The organism is Paraburkholderia unamae (assembly GCF_003268775.1).
Taxonomy (GTDB): domain Bacteria; phylum Pseudomonadota; class Gammaproteobacteria; order Burkholderiales; family Burkholderiaceae; genus Paraburkholderia; species Paraburkholderia unamae.
On the sequence record NZ_QLSU01000016.1, the window covers coordinates 188,570 to 212,940 of the forward strand.

The following is a 24,371-nucleotide window of genomic DNA, read 5'->3' on the forward strand; positions in this document are numbered from 1 at the left end:
CGATATCTATCGGCAAGCTGCCCAATTCAGGGCAGCTTCTTGCGCAGCACCGCCGAGCATACGTCATCGATATGTCTGAATGCCGGCGCGATATTCTCGATCTCTTTCCACGGCACGCCGTGGCCCTCGAAATACACCTTCCACTCACGCACTTTTGCCCAGATCTCAGCAACCGCCTGAAGGGCGTCGGCGCCATACAGGCCGAAGGCATCGGCGGCGGACAACGCATTGTCGAGGGTGGCGGCGCGTCCCTGCGGGCCGACGCCCAGGTGCAAGGTGCGCTCGTATGCGCTACTCGGCCGCGGCAAGACGTCATAAAGCGGGCTCAAGCGCCAGCCCTGTAGTCGTGCATCCCGGATGAATCCGTGATTGCGCAGGTGATCGTCGTCGTTGCTCACGAAGATGTTGAACACCATGCGCTTGAAGAACTCGAGCACGTCCGCGCGGACCAGGTCCGTATGCACGTACCGGCGAATCGCGTCCGCGACGTCCTGATAGTGCTTCGTGATCGACTCGCTCTCTGAGCACCCCACGAAAGTCAGGGCGCTCGCGAAAGGCACCCGGCGCTCGCTCGTGCCTTTGCCCGGTGCGAGGTAGAGTGCATCGTCACCCGCACTTTTCTCGAAGTCCGGGTGGCTCCAGTACCGGTCGAAACGGCGGATGAGCATGACCTTGCGCGGACCAGGCGATTCGATGCGCGTAGGCGGGACACGAATGCCACATTCGGCCGCCAGCCTCAGTGTCGCTTCCTCGATCTCCGTCACGCTCATGCGGTCACTCTTGCTCGGGAATTTCGCGAGCCACAGCACGCCTGCATCATCGCGCACCGTCGCCTTCGGCCGCGCGCCGCCAAGTCCACTGCCCTGGACGAAAATCGCCTCGAGCGCAGCCGGCACGGGGAGCCCTTCCTCGATGCGATCAGCCGACTCGACGAGATACTCGAGTTGGTCGACACCCGCGCCGCCCGCCGCGCCTGGACTAACGGCAAGACTCTCGTGAATGTCCAGCGCGCCTATGCGCTGCGAGCCGGCGTGCAGCAGATAGGTCGATTCAGGAAGGCTGTTCGCTCTCGCCTTGAGCTTCGCCTCAATCACCCGGCGTCCCCATGCGTCAGGCGCGGCGTCGCGAATACCGCCAAAGAGGGGCAAGCCGTTCGCCGGAAAGATCCGCTTGCCGCGGATCGCCTCCTTGTTCGCCAGGCTCAGGCTAACGGGATCCACCTCGATGGCGTCAACCCAGTCGATGTAGCGCAGGCCGTAGGCAAAGTTCGACGCTTGTAGCTCAGCGCCGTCTTCGGTCAGGTCGAGTTGACCGGCAGGCACGCAGCCGCCGCCCGCGAGCGAGGCAAACACGTACAGACGCTTTTCGGTCGCAGCCATCAGAAGTCGAGATCGCCGAGTTCTTCAGACGAAAGGTTGCGCACACGTTGCGTCCGCTCGCGCGCCGCCTGAGCCTTCAGTGAAGGATCCGTCTGCGAAAGGAGATCGAGCAGCGTGAGACCCGGAGCAATGGCTTCGAGGTATCGCAGCCATTGCCCGATCGCGACGCCGGGGTCACCGTTCTCCAGCCGGTAGGCCGTGTTGCGCGAGAGCCCGGCGCGCACGGCCGCGTCGCGTTGCTGAACACGCCGCGCGATGCGCAGGCGCGCGATTGCGTGCCCGAGGCGCTGCGTTTCGGCGAGTACCGCCGAACTGGCGGCGACGCTTTGCGTAATCTTCATGATCGTTAAGGCGAACCGTATCAACTTAATGGTTGATTAAACGATCATGCAGTATGGCACGCGAACCGGAAATCATTGAGCGAATGATCGTTTAATCGATTTATAAAACGATAACGCATGATTTATCGTACATTCCGGGAACATACCGGACGGAGGTTCGCGTCCCCTTCGTCCGGGACAGCACAGACCAGTGCGAGTCTGTCCGCCCACCCAACCGCCAACCTCGCTAGTCTCTTTGGCCGATGCGATTCCCCCCGATGGCACCAGACTGGTACGCATTCACAAGGAGACGCACATGGGCCGTTTGGAAGGACGTGTAGCAATCGTGACCGGCGCGGGCGGAGGTATCGGGCGAGGCATTGCGCGTCGCTTTGCGAAAGAAGGGGCGACGATCATGATCGCCGAGTTGAACGCGGAGGTCGGCGAGCAGGTGGCGCATGACCTGCACAAAGAGTTTGGCGTGCAGGCGGCATTCACGGCGACGGATGTCACCGTCAAGGCGCAGGTCCAGAGCATGGTCGCGGCGACCGCCGATCGCTTTGGCGCGGTCGATATCCTCATCAACAACGCGGGCGGCGGCACCGGCCTGAAACCGCTCGAACAGACCACCGAAGAAGAAATGGTTCAGGGCTTGAACCTGAACTTCTGGTCGACCTACTGGGCCATGCATGCGGCCTATCCGTACATGCGCGAGAAGGGCTGGGGGCGCATCGTCAACATGGGCTCGCTCAACGGCGTCAACGCGCATATGCATACGACGCCCTATAACGTCGGCAAGGAAGCGATGCGTGCGCTCACGCGCACCGCGGCGGTCGAGTGGGCGCGCTACGGCATTTGCTGCAACGTGATTTGTCCGGGCGCCAAAACCGCTGCGTTCGAACGATTCGAGGGCGCGTGGCCCGAGTCCGCCGCGGCCATCATCCACCAGATTCCCGACCGGCGCATGGGCGATCCGGAACAGGATATTGCCGGTGTGGCGCTGTTCCTCTCCAGCGACGACGCCGCGCACGTCATCGGCATGACGATTCACGCCGATGGCGGATCGCACATCAACGGCGTCGCGTGGCGCCCCGATGGCGACTGATATCTAGCGGTTGAATCGCGCACTGGCCACACGGCGGTGCGCGGCGCAATAAAAAAGGCCGGCGCCGTCGCCTTGACGGTTCGCCGGCCAATCACCTCACATCACCCGCAAAGACCGGCTATGAGCCGTCACGCCACTCGATAACGTCGCCCAGCGGCGCACGCCCGGTTCGAAATCCGTTCGCCGGATGCGCTGTGTCCTCGTAGCCGAACGAAATGCCGCACACGACAACGCGATCATCGGGAATCTCGAAGTACGCGTGAAGAAACGACGAATACGTGGCGAGCGCGGCCTGCGCGACACCCGCCAGCCCCAGAGAAGCCGCCGCGAGCAAAAACGTGGTGACGAACCCGCCGCAATCGATCGCGCCATAGGTTCCCAGCGCCGCATCGGCCGTGACGATGGCGACATGCGGCGCACCGAAGAAGCGGAAATTTTCCAGCGCCTGGCGCGCCGACCCCGCCCGATCGCCCTGACCGATGCCAACGGCTTCATAGAGTTGCAAGCCGCATGCGCGACGCCGCTGGAGATATTCGCCACGGTACTCGCGCGGAAAGGCGATATCGGGCTCCGGCGCGCCCTGCGCGATATGCGCGGTCAGTGCCTCGCGAAAAGCATCGGTCGCCGCGCCGCTCGTGACAATCGCCTTCCACGGCTGCGCATTGCACCAGGACGGCGTGCGCTGCGCGAGCGCGAATGCTCGCTCGATGGTAGCGGCGGGCACGGGATCGGGTAGAAAAGCCCGGCAACTGTGACGCGCGTGCAGCAGTGCTTCGAAGGTCAAGGCATCCGTGCTCGCGCAGTCGGCGCGTGTGCTCATCGATCTATCCTCATGGTGAATCACTTCACTGCGACTTCACTGCGGGCGCGTTGCGCGCCCGCCTGCCACGACACACCGCTCGTTAGAACTTGTACTTCATCACGAGCGAAACCTGGTCGCGGTCCGTGAGCAGTCGCGCGTACTGGAGCGACGTGTTCGCCGAGCCGAGATAGCCCAGATAGTTCAGGCCAACCTGGAAGTTGCTGCGGAAGGTGAAGTTCGCGCTGATGCTATAGCGCTTGTCGCCCTGCCCGCCCACCCCGCCCGTGATCGTGCGGCCCATGATCTGCTGCGAGTAGCTGATCGGCATTTCGAGGTCCCAGTCCGTGAAGACGCCCGGCCAGGTCAGATCGATCGTGCCCGAAATCGCCAGCGCGGTATGCGTGAAGCTCAGCTGGTCGCTCGCCGGGAAATACGCGGCGGCCGCGCCGAGCGAATCCACGCCCGGCGCCTTGGTCGCCGTGACGCCGCTGATGCCAACCCACGAGACTTCGCCGATCAGCACGGTTTGCGGCGCTACGAACGTACGGCCCAGGTTGGCGAAAGCATTCAGGTTGACCTGGGTGATGTTCGCACGCGTGGGCGTGGGGATCGTCGCGCCCGTGGCCGGGTTCACCACGGTATTCACGAGCACCGGCGCGCCGAACTTCTGCGACACTTCGCCCGCCACGGTCACCTTGCTGCCGAGGGTCGTGCTGAACGACGCGCCAATCAGGCTGATGTCGTCGAAATAGCGCAGGCTGTACGTGCCGCCAGGCGCGAACGAGTTGATGACGGGCAGCGGATTGCGGTCCTTGTAGTACAGGTAGTAGAGACCGAGTTCCGTTTCATCCGTCGCGCGAAAACGCGCGCCCAGGCCGAACTGCCCGAAGTTGCTGGGCCGGATGTCGTCCTGCCGCGCCCCGAACGTACACTTGCCGTTGACGACCGGTTGCAGACAGTAGGCACCGGGGCCCGCCGAATCGGACGTGCTCAAGAAAGAGCCCGGCGCGGGCGCGATGTTCGGATGCCAGTCGAACTGCAACTGGCCGAGCAGCGACCAGCGCGGCGAGATGTCGATCGAGGTCGAAAGCTGAGGCTCGGGCAGCAGGATGTCCTTCGTCTCCGTGCCCGGAATGCCCTGCAACGTGCCGTCCGCGGGGCCCTGGGCGAGCGAGATGCCGGGGAAGAAGATCGCCTCGCCCCAGCTCACCACCTGCTGGCCCACGCGCACCGTGGCGCGCGCCGAACCGATGTCGAAGGTCGTATAGCCGTACGCGTCGAGCAGTCGCGAGTAGCCGCCGTGGTAGTACTCGGCCGCGCTCGTGAACTGGTTGACGGGCCCGGTGTGGTTGACGGGCCCCGGGTTGTCGTTCGGCGTGTGATAGACCGTGTCGTAGAACGTGCTCGCGGACACCACGAAACCATAGTTATCCTTATGGATCTTGGTTTCGAGCAGCAGTGCGAGACGGTTGGCGGTCAACTGGCCCGCGTTGAAGCTGGCGTCGCCGTCGTTGCCGCCGGAATTGCCGGGGCCCGCCAGCACCGGGTCCGGCGACTTCACGCGCATGCCGAGCGTGTAGGTCGTCGTGAGGCCGTAATCGATGTTCCAGCCGTTATCGAACTGCATCATCCCGGCCTCGGCGGGCGCGCTTAGCGCGAGCGCCGCCGTGGCCGCCGCAATCGCGGTCAGTTTCATCCCCATTGCCGTGTCTCCTCCTTGTTATTGTCGTGATCAGTTGCCGACTGAACGTAGCGCTTCAGGCGTGAAGTCGGCGGTGCGCAGGTCGCCCTTGTTCAGAACCGGCCCCTTCTTCGCTTCCTGGAACAGGTTGTAGGCCACGTAGCCGCCCGAATTCAGGTCGTAGTAGAAGGCGTTGCCCGCTTCCCACGCGTCCATGTCGTAGGCGTAGTAGTAGTCCTGCTCAGCGTGCTTCCACAGCTCGCCACGGGCGTCGTAGTTGTCGGCGATCACGGCATGCCACGTGTCCTCGTCGAGGTAGAGCATGCGTTTCTTGTAGATATGGCGATAACCGGGCTTCAGATCCGCTTCGACCACCCACACGCGGCGCAGCTCGTAGCGCATGTAGTCGGGATTGGCGTGGCCCGGCTTGATGAGGTCCGCGTACTTCACATCGCCGGCGTGCAGCTTGTACGTGTTGGCGGGGATGAAGATCTCGCGCTTGCCGATCAGCTTGAAGTCGAAGCGTTCCGGCGAGCCGTTATAAAGGCGGTCTTCGTCGATCATCAGCAGCCCGGAGGTGCCGCCGATCGGCTGATCGAAACCGAACTCGGGAAGCTGGCGCACGCGCCGCGTACCCGGGTCGTAGCTCCACGCAAGGCGCTTGCCCTTCGAGAAGTCGATCGGCTCCTGGGACACCGAACCGTTGCCGTACTCACGCGTGGGCAGCAGCGTGAGCGCCATGCTGTAGGCCTGCACGTTGCCTTCCACCGGCTGACCGAACAGCGCCGGATTGTTGATCGGCGCGAGGTTGATGTTGTTCTGGCGGCCCCACGTGATGCCACCCGACGGATTCACGACCGCGATGTCGTGCAGGTTCGATTCGGTCCATGCGCGCGTGGGGAACGTTTCGTTCATCAGCGCTTCGGAGCCGTTCTTCGGAATGGGGAACGGCACCGCGCCATAGACCCAGTCCGCCACGCCCATGCCGTTGTTCACGAGTTGCCCCGTGAGCGCGTTCTTCTTCGCCGCCGCGCACACCGCGTCGCTATAGCGGAAGTCGCGCCGCCCCTGATACACGGGCATGCGATACGTCTTGGGATACTTCGCGAACATCGCCTTCTGGCCGTCGGTCAGATGGTCCGCGTACTGCGCCATGTTTTGCGCGGTAATCGTGAAGATCGGCTTGTCGTCGGGATACGGGTCGACGATATGCTCGCCCACATTCGGCTTGTAGCTCAGGCCCGGCGGCGTGCCGAGCCACTTGCCGCTGAACGGCGGGATCGTGCCGTCCTTGTTGCCGGCCTTCTCCGCGCCCACGCAGGTCAGATCCTTGCCGAGCCGGTCCGCCTCTTCGGGCGACACCTTTGCCGATATGTGAACCGATGTCATCAGCAACGCCGTCGCTGCAAGCGGGACCCACCACATCACTCTCTTCATCGTCGTCTCCAGTAACGGTGAACTATCCAAACAGGTGTTCGCATTCTTGGACGACGAGGGAAATGCTCCATCGTCTATTGAGACTAGGCACGGACCCCAGCGTGAAAAACAGGCCTTGAAAACAGGGATGAAACCGTTTTCAACGCGGCTTCATACGACAAAAAAAAACCGCCCGTGAAGGGCGGCGTGAGTGGCGTCGATAAGGCGCAATTACGGCATTGCGCTAGCTCGCGCGATAGCTTTCTTTTAGTTCTCCCTTGAGTAATTTCCCGGCCGGGTTGCGCGGCAACGCTTCGCTGCGCAGGTACACGTACGAGGGCGCCTTGTACGCGGCCAGATGCGCGCGCACGTGCTCGCCTATCGCCTCGGCACTCAACGCGCTGCCCTCCTGCGTCACGACCACGGCCGCCACGGCCTCCCCCGCCTTTTCGTCGGGTACGCCGAACACCGCAGCCTCGCGCACCTCCGGGTGCTGCATCAGGCACGACTCCACCTCCGCCGCCGCGATCTTCTCGCCGTTGCGGTTGATGACGTCCTTGATGCGGTCGACCACGTAGAGTTGCCCATGTGTGTCGACATAGCCCACGTCGCCGGTGCGCAGCCATCCATCGGGCGTGAGCGCTTCCGCCGTGGCCCCCGGATTGCGCCAGTATTGCGACATGAGCGAAACGCCGCGCAGCCAGATTTCGCCGGCATCGCCGCTCGCGCACGTCTCACCCTGCGCGCTGACGATGCGTACCTCAATGATCGGCGACACGACGCCCGAGCATCGCGGGTTGAGCCGGAAGGCCTCGCCCGAAGCACCCGCGCCCACGCCGTTCGTTTCCGTCATGCCGAAGCCCACGCCCGCCAGCCGGTCCGAGAAGCTCGTCAAGCGCTCGATGGTGCGCTGGGGCAAACCCGCGCCGCCCGCGCCGAAACCGCTCAGGCTGCGCATCACTTCGGGGTCGGCGATGCCGGGTTCCTCGAGCAGTTGCATGAGCATGGAGGGCGCACCGTTGAACTGCGTTACGCGCTCCTCGCGGATCAGGTCGAGCGCGCGCACCGGGTCCCAGCGATGCATCAGCACGAGACGCCGCCCGTGGCGCAGCGAAGCGAGCAATTGCGCATGCAGCCCGCTCACGTGAAAGAGCGGCACGGCCATCAGCGTGGTCGGCGCGAAACCGCGCTGGATCATCGCGCCGATCATCGCCGGCGAGCTTTTCGCGGCCACCGCGCCGATATAGTCGAGATTGAACAGCGCCTGGCACACGGCGCGCTGCGTCGACAGCACGCCCTTGGCGCGGCTCGTCGCGCCCGACGTGAACAGCAGCAGCGCGGGGTCGTCGGGGCCCACGTCGGGCGACACACCGGCCGCGCGCGGCTGCGCCGCTTTGCCGGGGGCTGCCGCGAGCAGCGCCTTCATCGAATGCACGCCGCTGTGCGGCATCGGCTCGGCATCGGCCAGCACGATCTCGCAGCCGGGCACGCCCGGCTCGCCCTCCAGGCGCTTGAAGCGGTCGAGGTCGCACACCAGCACGCGCGGCTCGATCTGTTGAAGCGCGTCGAGCAGTTCTTCGCGCATGCCGAAGCTGTTGACGGGTGCAGGCACCGCGCCCAGGCTCGCCACGGCCGCAAACGCCACGGCCCACTCGGGCCGGTTGCGCATGGCGATCGCCACGCGCGTGCCCGCGCGCACGCCGAACTGCGCGGCGAGCACGGCAGCGAATGCATCCACGGCCGCGTAGAAGCGCGTGAACGACCAGCGCTCGCCCTCGTACACCATGAACTCGCGCTCGCCGTGCGCGCGGCCCGCGTCGAGGAATTCGGGCAGTGTGCGCGGCGCGTGGCGATACACCTTCACCGTGCGCCCGTCGAGGCGTGCTTCGTCGAGTTCGAACGGCGCGCCCGGCGCCGTCATTTCCTGCTGGCATCGCGCCAGCACGTCAGCAATGTCATCCATAGCGATATTGGAGTGTGGCGGACTAGAAGCCCTTGAGCGCGGCGTAACGGCTGCGATGGAACGCGCCGTCGCCGAACGACTGCTGAAGGGTCCGCGCGCGCTTGAAGAAGAAGCCCAGGTCGAGCTCGTCGGTCACGCCAATGCCGCCGTGCATCTGCACGGCTTCGTTGAGCGCGCGCTCGCCCACGTCCGACGCGCGCGCTTTAGCGAGGCTCGCCAGCAAGGCGATGTCCTCGCGCGTGGCCGTGGGACGGTCGAGCGCCGTGAGCGCCGCCGCCACGCAGCTATCGAGCAACTCGATCTCCACGTAGAGGCGCGCGGCGCGATGTTGCAGCGCCTGGAACGAGCCGATCGGCACGCCGAACTGCACGCGCTCCTTGAGGTAGGCCACGGTGCGGTCAAAGGCTTCGCGGATCACGCCGAGCAATTCGGCCGCCGCGACAATGCGGGCCCGGTCGAGCACGGCGTCGAGCGGGGCGAAGCCCTCGCCCACCGCGCCGATCAGCGCATCCGCGCCGCAGCGCACCGCGTCAAAGCGCACACGCGCCGCATTGCGGCTGTCGATCATCACGGTACGTTCGATCGTTACGCCCGCGCTGGCCGCATCGACGAGGAAGAGGCTCACGCCATGACGATCGCCCGGTGCGCCCGAGGTGCGCGCGGCGACGATGAACTGCGCCGCGACATGGCCGTCGAGCACGAACCATTTCTCGCCGTCCAGCCGCCACGCGCCGTTTTCCTCGCGCGCGGCCAGCGCCACGGTGGCCGGATCGTGACGCGGCCGCTCCTCCAGCGCCAGCGCCAGAAGCGTCTCGCCGCGAATCACGCGCGGCAGCCAGGTATCGCGTTGCGCCGCGCTGCCCGCTTCGGCAAGCAGGCCGCCGCCCAGCACGACCGTGGACATGAGCGGCAAGGCCGCGAGCGTGCGGCCCGTTTGCTCGAACAGCGCGCCAAGGCCCTTATAGCCGAATTCGAGGCCGCCATACGCCTCCGGAAAGACAGCGGCGGTCCAGCCCATGTCAACCACTTCGCGCCACAGCGAAGGCACGTAGCCTTGCGCATCGTGCGTGTCGCGCAACTGGCGCAGCACGCTCACGGGCGAGCGCGCGCCCAGAAATTCCCGCGCGGTATCGCGCAACAGACGTTGTTCTTCGTTCAGCAACAGGCTCATGGTTTCTCTCTCACGCCGGCAGGCCGAGGACGCGCCTCGCGATGATGTTCAACTGGATCTCGCTCGACCCGCCCGAAATCGTGTAGGTTTTCGAGAGCGTCCACGAATGGCTGATCTCGCGCTCCAGCCCGCTGAACGCGTCGCCTTCCCAGCCAAGGCCCCGGTGGCCCATCAGTTGCATGAGCAGTTCGTACTTCGCGCTTTCCTGCTCGGTCTGCACGAGCTTCATGATCGACGAAGGGCCGCTCACGTCCTCGCGCGCAATGGCCTGCTCCGCCACGCGCTGGTGCGTGAGCGAAAACGCATGCGAATCCATCAGGAGTGCTGCGAGACGGTCGCGCCAGACGGGCGCTTCACCCGCATCGGCAAGGTATAGCCGCGCGACTTCGAGCGCGTCGTGCGAAGGCGCGCCGCCTTCGGTGAACTTCGACATGGCCGCGCGCTCGTGCTTGAGCAGCGATTTCGCCACGCTCCAGCCCTTGTTCAGACCGCCCACGACATTCGCGAGCGGCACGCGCACGTCGTCGAAAAACACTTCGCAGAAGCTCGACTTGCCGCTAATGAGTTCGATCGGCTTGACCGTCACGCCCTTCGCGCGCATGTCGATGAGCACGAACGTGATGCCCTCCTGCTTCACGGCCTCGAAGTCGGTGCGCACGAGCGCGTACATCCAGTCGCCCTTGTCGCCATACGAGGTCCAGATTTTCGAGCCGTTGATGACGAGCTCGTCGCCCTGCTGGCGCGCGGAGGTCTTCAGGCTCGCGAGGTCGGACCCCGCATTCGGCTCGCTGAAGCCCTGGCACCAGCGCTGCGAGCCCTGCGTGATCGGCACGAGGTGTTCGCGCTTTTGCGCTTCGGTGCCGTATTCGAGCAGCACGGGCCCGAGCATCCACAGGCCGAGGTTGTATTGCGGCTGGCGGCAGCCGAGCCGCGACATCTCTTCATCGACAATGCGGGCGCACGCGCGGTCGAGGCCGCCGCCGCCATACTCGGCGGGCCAGCCCGGCGCGAACCAGCCGCGCTCGCGCATGCACTCGAACCACACGCGTTGATCTTCGGTCGCGAACGCGATCTGCGTGCCCGCCCATACCATTTCGTCCGCCGTGATCGGCTTGCGCATCGACGGCGGACAATGCTCTTCGAGCCAGCGCCGGGTTTCGGCGCGAAACTGTTCCAGGTCAGCCACAACGTGTCCCCATGTTTTTTGTTTGCTCCACCGCGCCGCCGCTCCTGGCCACATCGGCCGCGTCGGCCAGATCGAAGCGGTAGACGCCCTCGGCGTCGAGCCGACGCGTCACGCGCCCGTTAAAACGCAGCCACGACAAATGCGCGATCGTTTCTCCGAGCGCCAGAAAGCGGTCAATCGCGCTGCGCAGGTTCCTGAACAGCGCTTCCATCGCTTCGAGCGTCGTGCAGCCCGGCTGCCGTGCGATGAACGCGGTGAGCTGCTCCAGTTGCCCGTCGTGATGGTCGCGCAGCGATTGAACCCGCGCATGCACGCCGCGAAACACGCGCTGATGCGAAGGCAGCACGAGCGTCTGCGGCGCGAGCGTGGCGAGCCGGTCGAGCGAGTCGAACCAGTTTTGCAGCGGGTCGGCTTCGGGCTCGGCGGGCGTGACCTGCACGTTCGAGCTGATGCCGGGCAGCAACTGGTCGCCGGAAATGAGTATAGCCTCGTCCTCGCAGTAGAGGCACGCGTGCTCGGGCGAGTGGCCCGAGCCGACCACCACGCGCCAGCGCCGCGCGCCGATGTGCAGTACCTGGCCGTCGTGCAGGCGCGTGAACGCGGGTACTTCCTTCGGCATGAACGGGTCGCGCAGCAGCGCTTCGTGCATTGCGTGGCCCGTTTCGACCGGCACGCCCGCGCGCTGGAGAAAGCGCGCCTGGGCGGGGCCCGGCTGCTGCGGCAGCGGCTGATACGTCATGCGCATCATGTAGTACTCGCCGAACGTCATGTAGAGCGGCACGTCGAAGCGTTCGACGAGCCAGCCCGCGAGGCCCGCATGATCGTAGTGGAAATGCGTGCACAGCACGGCCTTGATCGGCAGGCCTTCGAGTTGCTCCGCCGCCACGCGCTCCCAGATCGCCTTGGCCGCGTCGGTATGCAGCCCCGTGTCGACCACGATCCAGCCGTCGTCGTCGCGCAGCAGATAGACGTTGATATGGTCGAGCGGAATCGGCATGGGCATGCGGATCCACGCAATGCCCGGCGCGATTTCCACGCGGCTGCCATCGCTCGCCGGCGGCTCGAACGGATACTCGAGCTGCGCGGCCGCGCGGCCGTTATGGGTCAGTCCCGACGTGCTGCGTGCAGCGGCCTCTTCCATCGCTCCCTCCTCAAGTTCCGAGCGCCCGGGCCACCGCCTCGGGCGTGAGCGGCACGTAGCGGGCCGCCTTTTCGTCACGCACGTAGAGCGGATCGGCGATCTGCCCTGCGTCGTAGCCTTCGCGTTGCAGATCCACCTTGCGCAGCTTGAACGTGGTCGTGAGGTCCGGCACCGAAGCAATGCGGATGAAGAGAGGCGCCGCGTAGCGCGGCACGCGCTCGCACGTGAGCCGGTAGAACGCCTCGGCGTCGAATGCGCGGCCGGGCTGCATCACGATCGCCGCCATGCCCGCGCGGCCCTCGAAACCCGGCACCTGCACGCCATATACCGCGATCGTCTCCAGGCCCGGATAGTCGCCCAGGCTGTCCGCGACTTCCATCGTCGAGATGTTCTCGCTTTTCCAGCGATACGTGTCGCCGATGCGGTCCACGAAGTAGCAATAGCCTTCTTCGTCGAAGCGCAGCAGGTCGCCCGAGGACCACCAGCTGTCGCCCTGGGCGAACACGTTGCGCAGGATCTTGCGCTCGGTGGCCTCGCGCGAGGTGTAGCCTTCGAAGCGGCCGCCCATTACGTCGGGCATGTCGATGATCATGCCGATCGCCTCGCCCACTTCGCCGGGCGCGCACTGCACGAGAAAGCCGTCCGGTCCGCGCACGTGCGCGTCGTTCTCCACGTCGTAGCGGGCCACGCGCAGGTTCGTCATTTCCCAGAACGGCACGCGGCCGCACGAACCGATGCGATTGTCGAGATTGATGGTGTTCGTGTTGGCTTCCGTCGACCCCCATCCCTCGTAGATGTCGAGTTCGCCGTAACGCTTCACGAACGCGTCCCACACTTCCAGCGACAGGCCCGCGCCCACGAGCGTGCGCAACGTGTGGTCGCGATCGTTCTCGCGCGGCGGTTCGGTGAGCAGATAGCGGCAAATCTCGCCGACGTACTGGCAAATGGTCACGCGATGACGCCGCACGTCCTGCCAGAACTCGCGCTTGCTGAACTTGCGGCGCAACACGATGCTCGCGCCCGCGGCCCACGCGGTCGCGCCCGCCGAAAGCGAGGCCGCGCCGTGATAGAGCGGCAGGAAGCAGTAGAACACGTCGTCGGGCGTCACATCCATGGTGACCTGCATCACGTCGCCGGTAATGAGCCAGCGCGCGTGGCTCAGCACGGCCGCCTTCGGCAAGCCCGTGGTGCCCGACGTGAAGATGTAGACGGCCGGCGTTTCGCCCACCGTGCCCGCGCGCCACGAGGCGGGCGGATTGTGCTCCGCGAGGCCGGGCGCGTGAATGTCGAGACGCTTCGCGCGCACGTCGGCGGCAGGAGCTACGGCGACCATGCCCGGGTCCGGCACGACCCACCACACGGAACCCGCAACGGGTTCGATCGACGCGAAACTGGCGAGGCACTCCTCGCCGATCAGCACGTGGCGCGCGCCGGTCGATTCGAGCGCGTGCGCGAGCGGCGCGCCGCTCACGTTCGTATTGAGAAACGCCACCGTTGCGCCGAGCTTCGAGAGGCCGAGCCACAGGAAAAAGAACTCGGGCCGGTTCTCCACGGCCAGCGCGACCACGTCGCCGCGCTTCACGCCTTCTTCGTGCAGCGCATGCGCCACGCGGTTGATGAGCGCGTTCGCCTGGGCGTAGGTGTAGCGCTCCTCGCCATAAATGAGGCACGCACGCCCGGCATGGCGCTCGGCGCTTTCTTCGATGCGCTCGGCCGTGCAGTACGTTTGCGACGCGCGATGGCGCGCCGCGGCCGCGTTGCGGCGGTTGAGCTTCGCCTGGGTCTCCTCGCGGGTCGGCCACGGTCCGCGAGCATCACGTGCATCGCGCGGCGCGCTCCCGGTTACGCTTGAACTCATGTTTTGATGTCCCCTCTGTTCCGATGGTGTCAGCGCGCCGTGCGCGGCATGCGCAAGCCGAACTGCGCGATCAGTTCGCGCTGCAACTCGTTGGTGCCGCCGCCGAAGGTGAGCAGCGTCGCGGCGCGCGCTTCATACTCCAGCTCGCCAAGGAGCAGCGCCGCCGACGAACCCGCGCGCACGAGCGCGCTGCCGCCCACGACCTCGCACAGGCCGCGCATGACTTCGATGGCGCTTTCGCTGCCGTACACCTTGGTGGTCGAAGCGAGCGCCACGTCGAGCCGCCCCGCTTCGAGTTCGGCCGCGATGCGCAGGTTGATGAGCCGCATCGCTTCGAGCCGCGCATAGCACTGCGCGAGCGTGCGCTGCACCCACGGCAGGTCGAGCGCGCGAAAACCGCGCTCGTCGCGCGCGCGGGCCCAGCGCAGCACACGGGCGAACGTGCCCGCCACCTTGTCCGACCACGTGCCGAGACCGAGCCGCTCGTGATTGAGCTGCGCGGTCATCAACTGCCAGCCGCCGTTGAGTTGGCCCACCAGCATGTCCGCCGGCACTTCGACGTTGTCGTAGTAGGTCGCGGCCGTCGGGTTCGACACGGTCTTGATGACCGTATGCGAAAAGCCCGGCGACGTCGTATCGACGATCAGCAGCGAAACCCCTTTGTGCCGCGCTTCCTGCGCGCCGGTGCGCGCCGCGAGCCAGATGAAGTCGGCCGCTTCCGCCCCGGAGGTCCAAAGCTTGTTGCCGTTGACGATGAAGCGCTCGCCGTCCTGCGTCGCGCGCGTTTTGAGCGTGGCGAGGTCGGAGCCCGCGTCGGGCTCCGAATAGCCGATTGCGAAGATGATCTCGCCCGCGGCGATGCCGGGCAAAAAGCGCGCTTTCTGCGCGGGCGTGCCGTAGGCCATCAGCGCGGGGCCCACCGTGCTGATCGTGACGAACGGCAACGGCGCACCGGCAATGTTGGCCTCCTCGAAGAAGATCAACTGCTCGGTCGCGCTATATCCCTGACCGCCGTACTCCTTGGGCCAGCCAACGGCAAGCCAGCCGTCGCTGCCCATCTTGCGGATCACGCGGCGAAATTCATCGCCGCCTTCCGCGCCGCGCAAGCGCAGGCGCAACTCGGGCGTCATCAGGTCGTTGAAATAGTCGCGCACCTTGATGCGCAACGCGTGCTGTTCCGGGCTCAGGTCGACGAACATGGAAAGGCTCCCTTGACGCTTCAGGCGTCGCCGAGAATCAGCGCGCTCGTGGGCACGCCGGTTCCCGCTGTCACGAGCACGTTATGCACGCCCTCGACCTGGTTCACGGCGCTCCCGCGCACCTGGCGCACGCCTTCCGCAATGCCGTTCATGCCGTGGATATAGGCTTCGCCGAGCTGACCGCCGTGCGTATTGAGCGGCAAGCGCCCGCCGCGCTGATGGTGGCCCGCGCGAATGAAGTCCTTCGCCTCGCCGCGTTTGACGAAACCGAATTCTTCGAGCTGCGGCAGCACGAACGGCGTGAAGTGGTCGTAGATCACCGCGGTCTGGATGTCGCTCGGCGCAAGCTTGCTCTGTTCCCAGAGCTGGCGCGCGACGAGCCCCATTTCCGGCAGCCCCGTGATGTCGTCGCGATAGAACGACGTCATGATCTGCTGGCCTTCGCTGATGCCCTGCGCCGCGCCCTTGATGATCACGGGCTTTTGCTTCAGGTCCCGCGCGCGATCGGCCGAGGTGATGACCATCGCGACAGCGCCGTCCGATTCCTGGCAGCAGTCGAGCAGGCGCAGCGGTTCGCAGATCCAGCGCGAGCGCTGATGGTCTTCGAGCGTGATCGGTTTGCCGTAGAAGAACGCATTCGGATTGGTCGCCGCGAAGTCGCGCGCGGCCACGGAAATGCGGCCGAAGTCCTCGCTCGTCGCGCCGTAGGTGTGCATGTAGCGGCGCGCGAACATGCCGACCCACGCCGCCGGCGTGTGAAAGCCGTGCGGCATGTACCAGCCGTAGTTCACGTTCTCGAAGAACGGCGTCTCGCCAAAGCCGTAGCTGCCCGAGCCGAAGCGATACCACGAGCGTTCGTTCATGGCGCGATAGACCACGACCGTCTTCGCGACGCCCGAGGCCACGGCCATGGCCGCGTGCATGACGGGTGCGCAGGCCGCGCCGCCGCCGTGCGGAATCTGCGAGAAGAACTTCACCTCGCGGGCGCCGAGCAGGCGCGCGACTTCGTACTCGGGCACCTTGTCGACCGAATAGGAACAGAAACCGTCGACTTCGGCCGGGTCGATGCCCGCGTCGTCGAGCGCCGCGAGCGTCGCTTCCATCGCGAGGCGCAGCTCCGTGCGCCCGGACTGCTTCGAGAATTCGGTGGCGCCAAGACCCGCGATCGCCGCGCGGCCTGGCAGGATTGAGCTGCTCATGGTTAGTTATCCTTGCTGAGCCGTTTAACCTGCATTAAGGCAACTGCACGCGCACCGTGCCGGTCACGTGATTGCCCATCGAATTGCGGCCCTTGAGCGTGACTTCCACGGTGCGGTCGTCGGCGCGCTTGTCCGTCACTTCGCCGCTGAAGGTCATCGTGTCGCCGGGATAGTTCGGCACGCCGAGCTTGATCTTCACGGAGCGGAAAGCCGCTTCCATGCCCGCCCAGTCCTCCACGTAACGCTGCACGATGCCGTTGGTCGTGAGGATGTTCATGAAGATGTGGGGCGAGCCGAGCGCGCGCGCCGCATCGAGATCGTGGTGGCCGGGAAAGTAGTCGCGCGTCGCGATCGCGCCGCCCGCGACGAGCGGCACGGTGATGGGAATGGCGAGAGCCGGCAGCGCCTCGCCCGGCTGTACATCGTCAAACCGTCTGGTCTTCTGCATGGTCGTATTTCCAGCCCAGTGTGTCGTGATTCGCGAGCCAGTCGCCCAGCTTCGCAAGGTTGTGTTCCGCTCCGCCGAGCGCGAGGCCAAGCACGCGGCTCCAGTAGAGGAAGCGATGAATCGGGAAGGTGATGTCCACGCCGATGCCGCCGTGCACGTGCTGCGCCATGTGGCCCACGCGATGCCCTGCTTCGCAGGCGAGCCAGCGCGTGGCCCAGCCCTGCGGCAGCGCGCCCTGGCCGGCGTCGAGCCGGTAGACGAGTTGCGCGAGCGAGGTGCGCAGCGCCTCCACGGCGATGTGGCCGTCGGCCATCTGGCCCGCCACCAGTTGAAACGTGCCGATCACGCGGTCGAACTGACGACGCTCGCCCACGTAGTCCACGGCGCGCTCGAGTTGGCGGGCGCACACGCCCGACTGAAGCGCCGCGAGGCAGGCAATGGCGCGCGGCTCGAACCAGGCGAGCGCGGCTTCATCGAGCCACGCGCTCTCGTCCACGCGCACGCCCTCGAACGTCAGGTCCGCGACCGCGAGGTGATGCTGGCTCACGCCGGGCGTGATGGAGATCGCCGCGTCCGCGAGATCGACGAGCACGAGGCGTCGCACGCCTTCGCGTTGCGCGACCAGCAAGGCCCGGCTCGCCTGCGCGCCGAGCGGCACGGCCGGTGCGAGACCGTTCAAACGCCAAGCGTCGCCGTCGCGGCCGGCTTCGAGGCACGCCCGCCCGAACACGCTGCCTTCGAGCGACACCGTGACCAGCTTCTCGCCGCTCACGGCTTCGGCCAGCCATTGTTCATGCGCATGCGCGTCGCCAAAGCGCGCAATCGCGGCAAGCGAGAGTTGTTGCTCCCACAACGGCACGAGTGCGAGCGCGCGCCCTTGTTGCTCCAGTACCGCGGTCAGTTCGGTGATGCCCAGGCCCAGGCCGCCCGCCTCTTCGGGCACCACCATCGTCGTGAGTCCCATCGCCGTGCATTGCGCCCACAGCTCGCGCATGAACGGCTCGTCGCCCAGATCGAACGCGCGCAACTGCTCGTCGTCGCCATAGTCGGCGAAGAGCGTCTGCGCCGTCTGCGCGAACGCGTGCTGGTCTTCGCTCAAGGAGAAGTCCATGGCCCTCTCCTCAAGCGCTCGCGAGCGGCCGGAACTGCGGCAGCACGAGATCGCCTTCGAACGTGTTGAACTCGACCTGCACGGCCTGCCCGATCGTCACCTCCTCGGGCTTCACGCCCACGAGTTGCGCGACGAGGCGCGTGCCCTCTTCCAGTTCGACGAGCGCCACGGGGTTCGGGTACTCGAACGGCGGCACTTCGGGGTAATGCATCACCACGAACGAGTACACCGTGCCGCGCCCCGAAGCCGTCACCGTGTCCCACTCGAACGAATGGCACGACGGGCACACCGGCCCCGGTGGATGACGCAGCGAACCGCACGACTTGCAGCGCTGGATCAGGAGCTTGCCCGCCTTCGCGCCTTCCCAGAAGAAGCGCGTGTCGTCGCTCATGCCGGGTGCCGGACGTGCCGGTGTTTTGGGCTTTTCAGCGGCAGCGGTGTCCTCTTTCGTGTGCACCTTCGCCGGCCGGAACTTGAACACGCGGAACAGCAGGCGCCCGACTTCCTCGTCCGCGCCGTCGTTGCCTGCGGCCTGCGCGCAATACGTCATCACGAGCGTGACGAAGTAGCCGGTGCCGAGCGCCGTGACTTTTTCTTCGCTGATCGAATCGAGGCGCGTGGTGTAGTAGAGCTTTTCGCCCATGCGCACGTAACGGTCGAACTCCAGCTCCGAGTTCACGGCCACGACCGACGCATAGCCCTGCGCCTCGATCAGTTTGAGCGACTCGTAGGGGTTCTCGTCGGTCGAGCCCGGCGGATAGTTGTTCATGTACAGGCCCGGTTCGCACCAGGGCTGCAACATCGTGGGCGGCGACACCAGCGCGCCGTGCACGGAAGCGGCTGCGGCCACCTCGTCGGTATAGACCGGGTTGGTCACTTCCATGATCTCGCACCACTGGCGGATCATCGGCGCGTTGACCGGGTCCCATGCGTACACGCGGCCATACTCCTTGCCGACGAGCGCACGCACTTCGTTCATCCATTCATGTTCAGCCAAAGCCTCGCTCCTTCTTCTGATAGTGCCGACGCGTGCGTGCGCGTCAGGATGTGCCGGACCGCGCGGCGGCGAGAAACGCCGGACGCTCGCCGCCGCCGTGCAAAAGCAGATTCGTGCCGCTCAGATAACTCGCCTCGCCGGAGGCCGCGTAAAGACACGCCGCCGCGATGTCCGCGGGCAGCGCGAGACGGCCGGCGGGAATCGTGCTGCTCACGGCCGCGATGCCCGCTTCGTTGCCGTAGTGCAATTCGGCCTGTTCGGTGCGCACGAGCCCGGGGCTCACGGCCACCACGCGCACCTTGGGCGCCCACTCGACCGCCAGCGACGAAACCAGGCTGAGCACGGCCGCCTTGGCCGCGCCATAGGCGGCCGTGCCGGGCGACGGGCGCAGCGCGCTGATGCTGCCGATGAACACGATCACGCCGCCGCTTTCCTGCTGCTGCATGACCGCGTTGGCGGCCTGCGCGAAGTTCAGCGGCGCGATGAGGTTCAGCCGCAGCACGCCTTCGTGAAAGCGCGGCGAGGCCGTGGCGGCGTCGGCGGGCGGGCTGCCGCCCGCGTTGTTGATGAGCACGTCGAGGCGGCCGTGGCGCGCCGCGATCTGCGCGATCAGCTCGCGCACCGCGTCGGCGTCGCGCACGTCGCACGCGGCGAACTCGGCTCGCGCTTCGCCCGACGCGGGCAACTGCTCCGGCGCCGTGCGGGCGCAGACGATCACGCGCGCACCGGCCGCGAGAAACCCTTCGGCGATGCCTCGCCCGATGCCTTTGGTGCCGCCCGTGACGAGCACGACACGTTGGTTGAACTGCGCAGATTGCGACATGCGATACGCCCCATTGCTGTGTTGCAGACCAATTTAGGGCAATCGCCGCAGCGCAAATACGTCCAAAAGGACGATGCCCTGGACGGGCCGAACTCGCGTCCGCACCATGGGCCGACTCGCTCTGCACGACTGCTTTTCTGGCGCGTGGACAGGCCACCGAAGTGCGTCTGAATGGACGATGCGCGCCGTGCGGCGGCGCGCGAGCATCGCCTGAGACTGACTACCGATCGCGAGACTTAACACCGTGTCCCACACCGAATCTCAGGAATTGCTCGTCGAATACCCCGAAGAGGGCGTGGCCGTCGTGCGGCTCAATCGCCCGCAGGCCACCAACGCATTGAGCCTTTCCTTGCAGGCCGCGCTGTCCGAAGCCTTCACCGCGCTCAGCGCCGACGAGCGCGTGCGCGCCATCGTGCTAACCGGCGGCGACGAGGTATTCGCGGCCGGCGGCGATATCCGCAGCCTTTCGGATGCGGGCCCGATCGACATCCTGCGCCGCCACACCGAGCGCGTGTGGGCGCCCATCGAGCGCTGCCCGAAGCCCATCATCGCGGCCGTGTGCGGCTACGCGTTCGGTGGCGGGTCGGAGCTGGCCATGCATTGCGACATCATCATCGCGGGTGAAGGCGCGAGCTTCGCGCAGCCCGAGATCCGCATCGGCATCATGCCGGGCATTGGCGGCACGCAGCGCCTCGTGCGCGCCGTCGGCAAGTTCAACGCCATGCGCATGCTGCTCACGGGCCGCCCCGTGAGCGCGCGCGACGCGCAGATCATGGGCCTCGTGAGCCTCGTGGTGCCCGACGCGCAAGTAGTGAGCGATGCGATTGCCATGGCGCGGCAGATCGCGGCCATGCCGCCGCTTGCCGCCATGCAGATCAAGGAAGTCGTGCTGGCCGGGGTCGATGCATCGCTCGAAGCGGCGTTGATGCTGGAGCGCAAGGCCAATCAACTGCTGTTCGCGACACGCGACCAGAAGGAAGGCATGCAGGCGTTCGTGGAAAAGCGCAAGCCGAAGTTCGAGGGCCGATAAACACGCGCTCGGGCGGCACGCAAGCCGCCCGAGCGCACCCGAGCGAATGGGCTCAAAACGCCGTGGGACGCGCGAGCGCGTCGATGCCGCCGTCGATCACGAGTTGCGCGCCGTGAATATAGGCCGCCTGCTCGCCGAGCAGAAAGCCGATCAGGCCCGCGATTTCACCGGGCGCGGCGCGGCGCGGAATGGGCGCGACGAAATCGCGGATCAGTTGCCCGAAGCGCGGGTCGTCGAGGCCGCGCTGCAACAGCGGCGTCTCGACCGCGCCAGGCGCCACCGCATTGAGGCGCACACCGGCATCGGCCCATTGCTTGACACGCTGGCGCACCGCCACTGTGAGCGCGTTCTTCGAACCCGCGTAAGCCCCGTGACCGGCGCGATCGCCGAGCGCGGCGAGCGTGGCCGCGACCGCTTCCTCGTCGTGCGCGGACAAGGCCGCGGCCAGCGGATTCTTCTCCCACGTGATCTGCGTGGACGCCACCGACGACACGACCACGGCCGCCGGACGCCCGCCGGACGCGGCGCGCGCGCTCAGCGCGGGCAACAGACCGTCGAGCAGATCCACCGCGCCGAAGTAGTTCACGCTGGCGATTTTCGTGGCGGGCGTGAAGTCGGAGCCGAGACCGGCGCACAGCACGAGCGAGTCCAGCGCGCCGCCGCAGGCGTCGAGCGTCGCGGCGACGGCATGCGCGCGCCCGGCCGCCGTGGAAAGATCGGCGCTGATCGTGCTCGCGCGCAGATCGATGCCGATGACGCGATGCCCCGCCGCTTCGAGCATGGCCGCCGTTGCCGCGCCGATGCCGGAAGCCGCGCCGCTGATTGCCGTTACAGGCATGGTGTTGTTCTCCGCCAGTTTGAGTTGGGTGAAATGGAATGAAACCGGGAATCGTGCTGCACGCAATGTGCGCCCAGCCCGCGCGCGCGGCCACCTTCAAACGGACGATGCCGCCCGCGCGACGCGCCCTCTACCCTGTACGCTCCATCCTCGCTACGGGCCGAACCGTCAGGCTGCGCACTCCATGTCCATCTTGCATCCGCTTGCGCCCGGTGCGCCATCCGAACAAACGGCAAGCCCGTATCCGCACCTGCTCGCGCCGCTCGATGTCGGCGGCATCACGCTGCGCAACCGCGTGATCATGGGCTCGATGCATACGGGGCTCGAAACGCTGCCCGATCGCTTCGAACAACTTGCCGCGTTCTACGCGGCGCGCGCGCAAGGCGGCGTGGGACTCATCGTGACGGGCGGCGTGGGCGTCAACGCACAGGCGCTCGGCGCGGGCGGCCCGGACGAATCGCTCGCGAGCGCCGACCTCGAAGGCCACCGGCACGTCACGCGCACGATCCACGACGCCGGAGCGAAAGTGCTGTTGCAGGCGCTGCATATCGGCCGCTACGATCATTCGGGCGGCGGCGTCGCGCCTTCGGCGATCCGCTCGCCCATCGGCCGCGCCGTGCCCCACGCGTTGACCGGCGCGCAGATCGGCGCGCTCATCAGCGACTACGTGCGTTGCGCGATGCTTGCCGCCGAGGCGGGCTACGACGGGGTCGAGGTGATGGGCTCGGAGGGCTACCTCATCAACCAGTTCATCGCGCCGCGCACGAATCACCGCAGCGACGCCTGGGGCGGCACGTTCGACAAGCGCATCCGTTTCGCCACCGAAATCGTGCGCCGCATACGCCGCGCGAGCGACGCGCGCTTCATGGTGATGTTCCGCCTGTCGATGCTCGATCTGGTAGAGGACGGCAGCACGCGCGAAGAAGTGATCGCGCTCGCGCAGGCGCTCGAAGCGGCGGGCGTCACGCTCATCAACACGGGCATTGGCTGGCACGAGGCGCGCGTGCCGACCATCGCGACCTGCGTGCCGCGCGGGGCGTTCGCGGGCTTCACGCGGCGCGTGCGCGAAGCCGTGAGCGTGCCCGTGGTCGCGGCCAACCGCATCAACACGCCCGACGTTGCCGAAGCGATACTCGCGCGCGGCGACGCGGATCTCGTTTCGATGGCGCGGCCCCTGCTTGCCGATCCCGATTTCGTCGCGAAAGCCGCCGTGGGGCGCGCCGATGAAATCAACACCTGCATCGCCTGCAACCAGGCCTGCCTCGATCACACGTTCAGCGGGCGGCGCGTGAGTTGTCTCGTCAACCCGTTCGCGGGCCACGAGCGTGATTTGCCGCTTGCGCCCGCCCCGCGCAACAAGCGCGTGGCCGTGGTGGGCGCGGGGCCGGCCGGACTCGCCTGCGCCGTGACGGCGGCGCGGCGCGGTTACGCGGTCACGCTGTTCGAAGCGGCGCCGCGCATTGGCGGACAGTTCAATCTCGCTTGCCGCATACCGGGCAAAGAGGAATTTCGTGAGACGCTGCGGTATTTCAGGCGTCAGCTTGAGTTGACCGGTGTGAATGTGAGGCTTGCGCGGCGTGCGGGCGCGGGTCATCTGAAGGGCTTCGATCATGTTGTGCTCGCAACCGGTGTGGTGCCGCGCGCGCCGAGCTTCGACGGGCTCGATCATCCGAGTGTGGTGAGCTATGCCGATGCGATCACGGGCGTGAAGGCCATGGGTCGGCGTGTGGCGATTGTCGGTGCGGGGGGGATCGGCTTCGATGTGGCCGAGTTGCTCACGCATTCTGTTGCGCATGACGATACTGTTTCGGAGTACTTTTCACAGTGGGGTGTGGATGCTGACGGTGCGGCGCGTGGTGGCTTGATCGAGCCCGAGGCCAGGACGCCCGCGCGTGAAGTCTGGCTGCTGCAACGTAAGGCGGGCGCCGCCGGTGCGGGGCTCGCCGTCACGACGGGGTGGATCAGGCGCAGCGTCGTCAAGCAGCGGGGCGTGCATGTGCTCTCGGGCGTGGAGTATGTGCGTGTTGATGATGACGGGCTCCATTTGCGTGTCGATGGCCAGGCGCGTGTGCTGGCGGTCGATCATGTCGTGCTTTGCTCGGGGCAGGAGTCGCGGCGCGATCTGGTGGCGCCGCTCGTGGCTTGTGGGATCGAGCCTGTGGTGATTGGTGGGGCCGATGTGGCCGCTGAGATTGATGCCAAGCGCGCGATTGAGCAGGGGACGGTTGTGGCTTTGGGGTTTGATTAGGGTTGGGGGAGTGGCTGATTTTTGCTCGGGTTGAAGGCTGGGTTTTGGGGGTTTGGGGTTTTCGCGTTTCCTTGTTTTCGTGTCGGTCTGGATGCGTTGCCCCTGTGCGGGAACCTATCCGCATTTTTGTGTGCAAGGCGGTTTAACAGATCCTAACCTCGGGCGAGCGTAAAGCGCTCGCCAAACAGGATGGCAAACTGGTTCATCGCGGATTTCCAGTCGAAGGTTGCCCGTACCGACTTGGCCAGCACATTGCGCAGCGCCAGCCAGAGTAGTTTGATGGCAGCCTCGTCGGTGGGGAAGTGGCCCCGGGTCTTGATGATCTTGCGTAGCTGCATGTTCAGACTCTCAATGGCGTTGGGGACCTATCCGTCATTTCGTGGGCGAGGCATATCATGAGAGGTAAAAATCATGGATATGCCGATGAAGAAGAAACGCACGGTAGCTTCGCAGGCA

The 24,371-nt window shown here is 66.1% G+C and carries 20 protein-coding genes and 1 pseudogene; 3 read left to right on the plus strand and 18 right to left on the minus strand.

The window, feature by feature from the left end:
* Positions 1-26: 26 nt before the first annotated feature.
* Together C7401_RS25505 and C7401_RS25510 are read right to left on the minus strand one after the other, a co-directional pair.
* Complete coding sequence (locus C7401_RS25505) at positions 27-1,379, minus strand: type II toxin-antitoxin system HipA family toxin (protein WP_112174200.1); 1,353 nt, start codon at positions 1,377-1,379, stop codon at positions 27-29.
* The gene (locus tag C7401_RS25510; RefSeq protein WP_112174201.1) at positions 1,379-1,720 is read right to left on the minus strand and encodes a helix-turn-helix domain-containing protein; all 342 of its coding nucleotides are present in this window, start codon (positions 1,718-1,720) and stop codon (positions 1,379-1,381) included. The genes C7401_RS25505 and C7401_RS25510 overlap by 1 nt, the downstream gene beginning before the upstream one ends.
* Before the next feature lie 295 nt (positions 1,721-2,015).
* Between C7401_RS25510 and C7401_RS25515 the strand changes: the two genes are divergently transcribed.
* Positions 2,016-2,804: an SDR family NAD(P)-dependent oxidoreductase gene (locus tag C7401_RS25515; protein ID WP_112174202.1), complete on the plus strand. Its 789-nt coding sequence runs from the start codon at positions 2,016-2,018 to the stop codon at positions 2,802-2,804.
* Positions 2,805-2,922: 118 nt separating this feature from the next.
* Here the strand turns inward: C7401_RS25515 and C7401_RS25520 are convergent, their stop codons facing one another.
* The 14 genes from C7401_RS25520 to C7401_RS25585 all read right to left on the minus strand — a co-directional run bounded on the left by C7401_RS25520 (position 2,923) and on the right by C7401_RS25585 (position 19,799).
* A complete protein-coding gene (locus C7401_RS25520; RefSeq protein ID WP_112174203.1) occupies positions 2,923-3,624 on the minus strand; it encodes a nitroreductase in 702 nt (233 codons plus the stop codon).
* A gap of 82 nt (positions 3,625-3,706) precedes the next feature.
* Positions 3,707-5,308, minus strand: a complete 1,602-nt coding sequence (locus C7401_RS25525) for a DUF1302 domain-containing protein (RefSeq protein WP_112174204.1) — start codon at positions 5,306-5,308, stop codon at positions 3,707-3,709.
* Positions 5,309-5,338: 30 nt separating this feature from the next.
* A complete protein-coding gene (locus tag C7401_RS25530; RefSeq protein ID WP_112174205.1) occupies positions 5,339-6,724 on the minus strand; it encodes a DUF1329 domain-containing protein in 1,386 nt (461 codons plus the stop codon).
* Between the two features lie 223 nt (positions 6,725-6,947).
* Entirely contained in the window at positions 6,948-8,666 is a 1,719-nt protein-coding gene (locus tag C7401_RS25535; RefSeq protein ID WP_112174206.1) for a class I adenylate-forming enzyme family protein, read from the minus strand.
* A 22-nt stretch (positions 8,667-8,688) separates the two neighbouring features.
* Complete coding sequence (locus C7401_RS25540; protein WP_112174207.1) at positions 8,689-9,837, minus strand: acyl-CoA dehydrogenase family protein; 1,149 nt, start codon at positions 9,835-9,837, stop codon at positions 8,689-8,691.
* 10 nt (positions 9,838-9,847) lie between these two features.
* Complete coding sequence (locus C7401_RS25545; protein ID WP_112174208.1) at positions 9,848-11,023, minus strand: acyl-CoA dehydrogenase family protein; 1,176 nt, start codon at positions 11,021-11,023, stop codon at positions 9,848-9,850.
* Positions 11,016-12,164 carry an MBL fold metallo-hydrolase gene (locus C7401_RS25550; RefSeq protein WP_112174209.1) on the minus strand — a complete coding sequence of 383 codons (1,149 nt, stop codon included), beginning with the start codon at positions 12,162-12,164 and terminating at the stop codon, positions 11,016-11,018. The genes C7401_RS25545 and C7401_RS25550 overlap by 8 nt, the downstream gene beginning before the upstream one ends.
* 10 nt (positions 12,165-12,174) lie before the next feature.
* Positions 12,175-14,022: a long-chain-acyl-CoA synthetase gene (locus tag C7401_RS25555; RefSeq protein WP_112174210.1), complete on the minus strand. Its 1,848-nt coding sequence runs from the start codon at positions 14,020-14,022 to the stop codon at positions 12,175-12,177.
* Positions 14,023-14,051: 29 nt separating this feature from the next.
* Positions 14,052-15,221 carry an acyl-CoA dehydrogenase family protein gene (locus tag C7401_RS25560; RefSeq protein ID WP_112174211.1) on the minus strand — a complete coding sequence of 390 codons (1,170 nt, stop codon included), beginning with the start codon at positions 15,219-15,221 and terminating at the stop codon, positions 14,052-14,054.
* A gap of 20 nt (positions 15,222-15,241) precedes the next feature.
* Entirely contained in the window at positions 15,242-16,420 is a 1,179-nt protein-coding gene (locus C7401_RS25565) for a lipid-transfer protein (RefSeq protein WP_112174212.1), read from the minus strand.
* A gap of 34 nt (positions 16,421-16,454) precedes the next feature.
* Positions 16,455-16,868 (minus strand): MaoC family dehydratase, encoded by a 414-nt coding sequence (locus tag C7401_RS25570; RefSeq protein ID WP_112174213.1) that lies wholly within the window; start codon positions 16,866-16,868, stop codon positions 16,455-16,457.
* Positions 16,846-17,979, minus strand: a complete 1,134-nt coding sequence (locus tag C7401_RS25575; RefSeq protein WP_112174214.1) for an acyl-CoA dehydrogenase family protein — start codon at positions 17,977-17,979, stop codon at positions 16,846-16,848. The genes C7401_RS25570 and C7401_RS25575 overlap by 23 nt, the downstream gene beginning before the upstream one ends.
* 10 nt (positions 17,980-17,989) lie before the next feature.
* Complete coding sequence (locus tag C7401_RS25580; protein ID WP_373864457.1) at positions 17,990-18,958, minus strand: bifunctional MaoC family dehydratase N-terminal/OB-fold nucleic acid binding domain-containing protein; 969 nt, start codon at positions 18,956-18,958, stop codon at positions 17,990-17,992.
* A gap of 61 nt (positions 18,959-19,019) precedes the next feature.
* Positions 19,020-19,799 carry an SDR family oxidoreductase gene (locus C7401_RS25585; RefSeq protein WP_112174216.1) on the minus strand — a complete coding sequence of 260 codons (780 nt, stop codon included), beginning with the start codon at positions 19,797-19,799 and terminating at the stop codon, positions 19,020-19,022.
* A gap of 244 nt (positions 19,800-20,043) precedes the next feature.
* Between C7401_RS25585 and C7401_RS25590 the strand changes: the two genes are divergently transcribed.
* Positions 20,044-20,829: an enoyl-CoA hydratase gene (locus tag C7401_RS25590; RefSeq protein ID WP_112174217.1), complete on the plus strand. Its 786-nt coding sequence runs from the start codon at positions 20,044-20,046 to the stop codon at positions 20,827-20,829.
* 52 nt (positions 20,830-20,881) lie between these two features.
* Here the strand turns inward: C7401_RS25590 and C7401_RS25595 are convergent, their stop codons facing one another.
* Positions 20,882-21,667, minus strand: a complete 786-nt coding sequence (locus C7401_RS25595) for an SDR family oxidoreductase (protein WP_112174219.1) — start codon at positions 21,665-21,667, stop codon at positions 20,882-20,884.
* A 184-nt stretch (positions 21,668-21,851) separates the two neighbouring features.
* Between C7401_RS25595 and C7401_RS25600 the strand changes: the two genes are divergently transcribed.
* Positions 21,852-23,915: an NADPH-dependent 2,4-dienoyl-CoA reductase gene (locus C7401_RS25600; RefSeq protein WP_112174221.1), complete on the plus strand. Its 2,064-nt coding sequence runs from the start codon at positions 21,852-21,854 to the stop codon at positions 23,913-23,915.
* A gap of 152 nt (positions 23,916-24,067) precedes the next feature.
* Here C7401_RS25600 and C7401_RS25605 read toward each other — a convergent pair.
* Positions 24,068-24,274, minus strand: a pseudogene (locus tag C7401_RS25605) (transposase); the annotation flags it as partial.
* Positions 24,275-24,371: the final 97 nt, after the last annotated feature.

Excerpts from the sequence above, each read along its gene's own strand:
- C7401_RS25560 (WP_112174211.1), bottom strand. The coding sequence starts at position 15,221 with ATGTTCGTCGACCTGAGCCCGGAACAGCACGCGTTGCGCATCAAGGTG.
- C7401_RS25555 (WP_112174210.1), bottom strand. The coding sequence starts at position 14,022 with ATGAGTTCAAGCGTAACCGGGAGCGCGCCGCGCGATGCACGTGATGCT.
- C7401_RS25565 (WP_112174212.1), bottom strand. The coding sequence starts at position 16,420 with ATGAGCAGCTCAATCCTGCCAGGCCGCGCGGCGATCGCGGGTCTTGGC.
- C7401_RS25505 (WP_112174200.1), bottom strand. The coding sequence starts at position 1,379 with ATGGCTGCGACCGAAAAGCGTCTGTACGTGTTTGCCTCGCTCGCGGGC.
- C7401_RS25510 (WP_112174201.1), bottom strand. The coding sequence starts at position 1,720 with ATGAAGATTACGCAAAGCGTCGCCGCCAGTTCGGCGGTACTCGCCGAA.
- C7401_RS25600 (WP_112174221.1), top strand. The coding sequence starts at position 21,852 with ATGTCCATCTTGCATCCGCTTGCGCCCGGTGCGCCATCCGAACAAACG.
- C7401_RS25530 (WP_112174205.1), bottom strand. The coding sequence starts at position 6,724 with ATGAAGAGAGTGATGTGGTGGGTCCCGCTTGCAGCGACGGCGTTGCTG.
- C7401_RS25550 (WP_112174209.1), bottom strand. The coding sequence starts at position 12,164 with ATGGAAGAGGCCGCTGCACGCAGCACGTCGGGACTGACCCATAACGGC.
- C7401_RS25520 (WP_112174203.1), bottom strand. The coding sequence starts at position 3,624 with ATGAGCACACGCGCCGACTGCGCGAGCACGGATGCCTTGACCTTCGAA.
- C7401_RS25525 (WP_112174204.1), bottom strand. The coding sequence starts at position 5,308 with ATGGGGATGAAACTGACCGCGATTGCGGCGGCCACGGCGGCGCTCGCG.
- C7401_RS25540 (WP_112174207.1), bottom strand. The coding sequence starts at position 9,837 with ATGAGCCTGTTGCTGAACGAAGAACAACGTCTGTTGCGCGATACCGCG.
- C7401_RS25580 (WP_373864457.1), bottom strand. The coding sequence starts at position 18,958 with ATGAACGAAGTGCGTGCGCTCGTCGGCAAGGAGTATGGCCGCGTGTAC.
- C7401_RS25515 (WP_112174202.1), top strand. The coding sequence starts at position 2,016 with ATGGGCCGTTTGGAAGGACGTGTAGCAATCGTGACCGGCGCGGGCGGA.
- C7401_RS25595 (WP_112174219.1), bottom strand. The coding sequence starts at position 21,667 with ATGCCTGTAACGGCAATCAGCGGCGCGGCTTCCGGCATCGGCGCGGCA.
- C7401_RS25575 (WP_112174214.1), bottom strand. The coding sequence starts at position 17,979 with ATGGACTTCTCCTTGAGCGAAGACCAGCACGCGTTCGCGCAGACGGCG.
- C7401_RS25535 (WP_112174206.1), bottom strand. The coding sequence starts at position 8,666 with ATGGATGACATTGCTGACGTGCTGGCGCGATGCCAGCAGGAAATGACG.
- C7401_RS25585 (WP_112174216.1), bottom strand. The coding sequence starts at position 19,799 with ATGTCGCAATCTGCGCAGTTCAACCAACGTGTCGTGCTCGTCACGGGC.
- C7401_RS25570 (WP_112174213.1), bottom strand. The coding sequence starts at position 16,868 with ATGCAGAAGACCAGACGGTTTGACGATGTACAGCCGGGCGAGGCGCTG.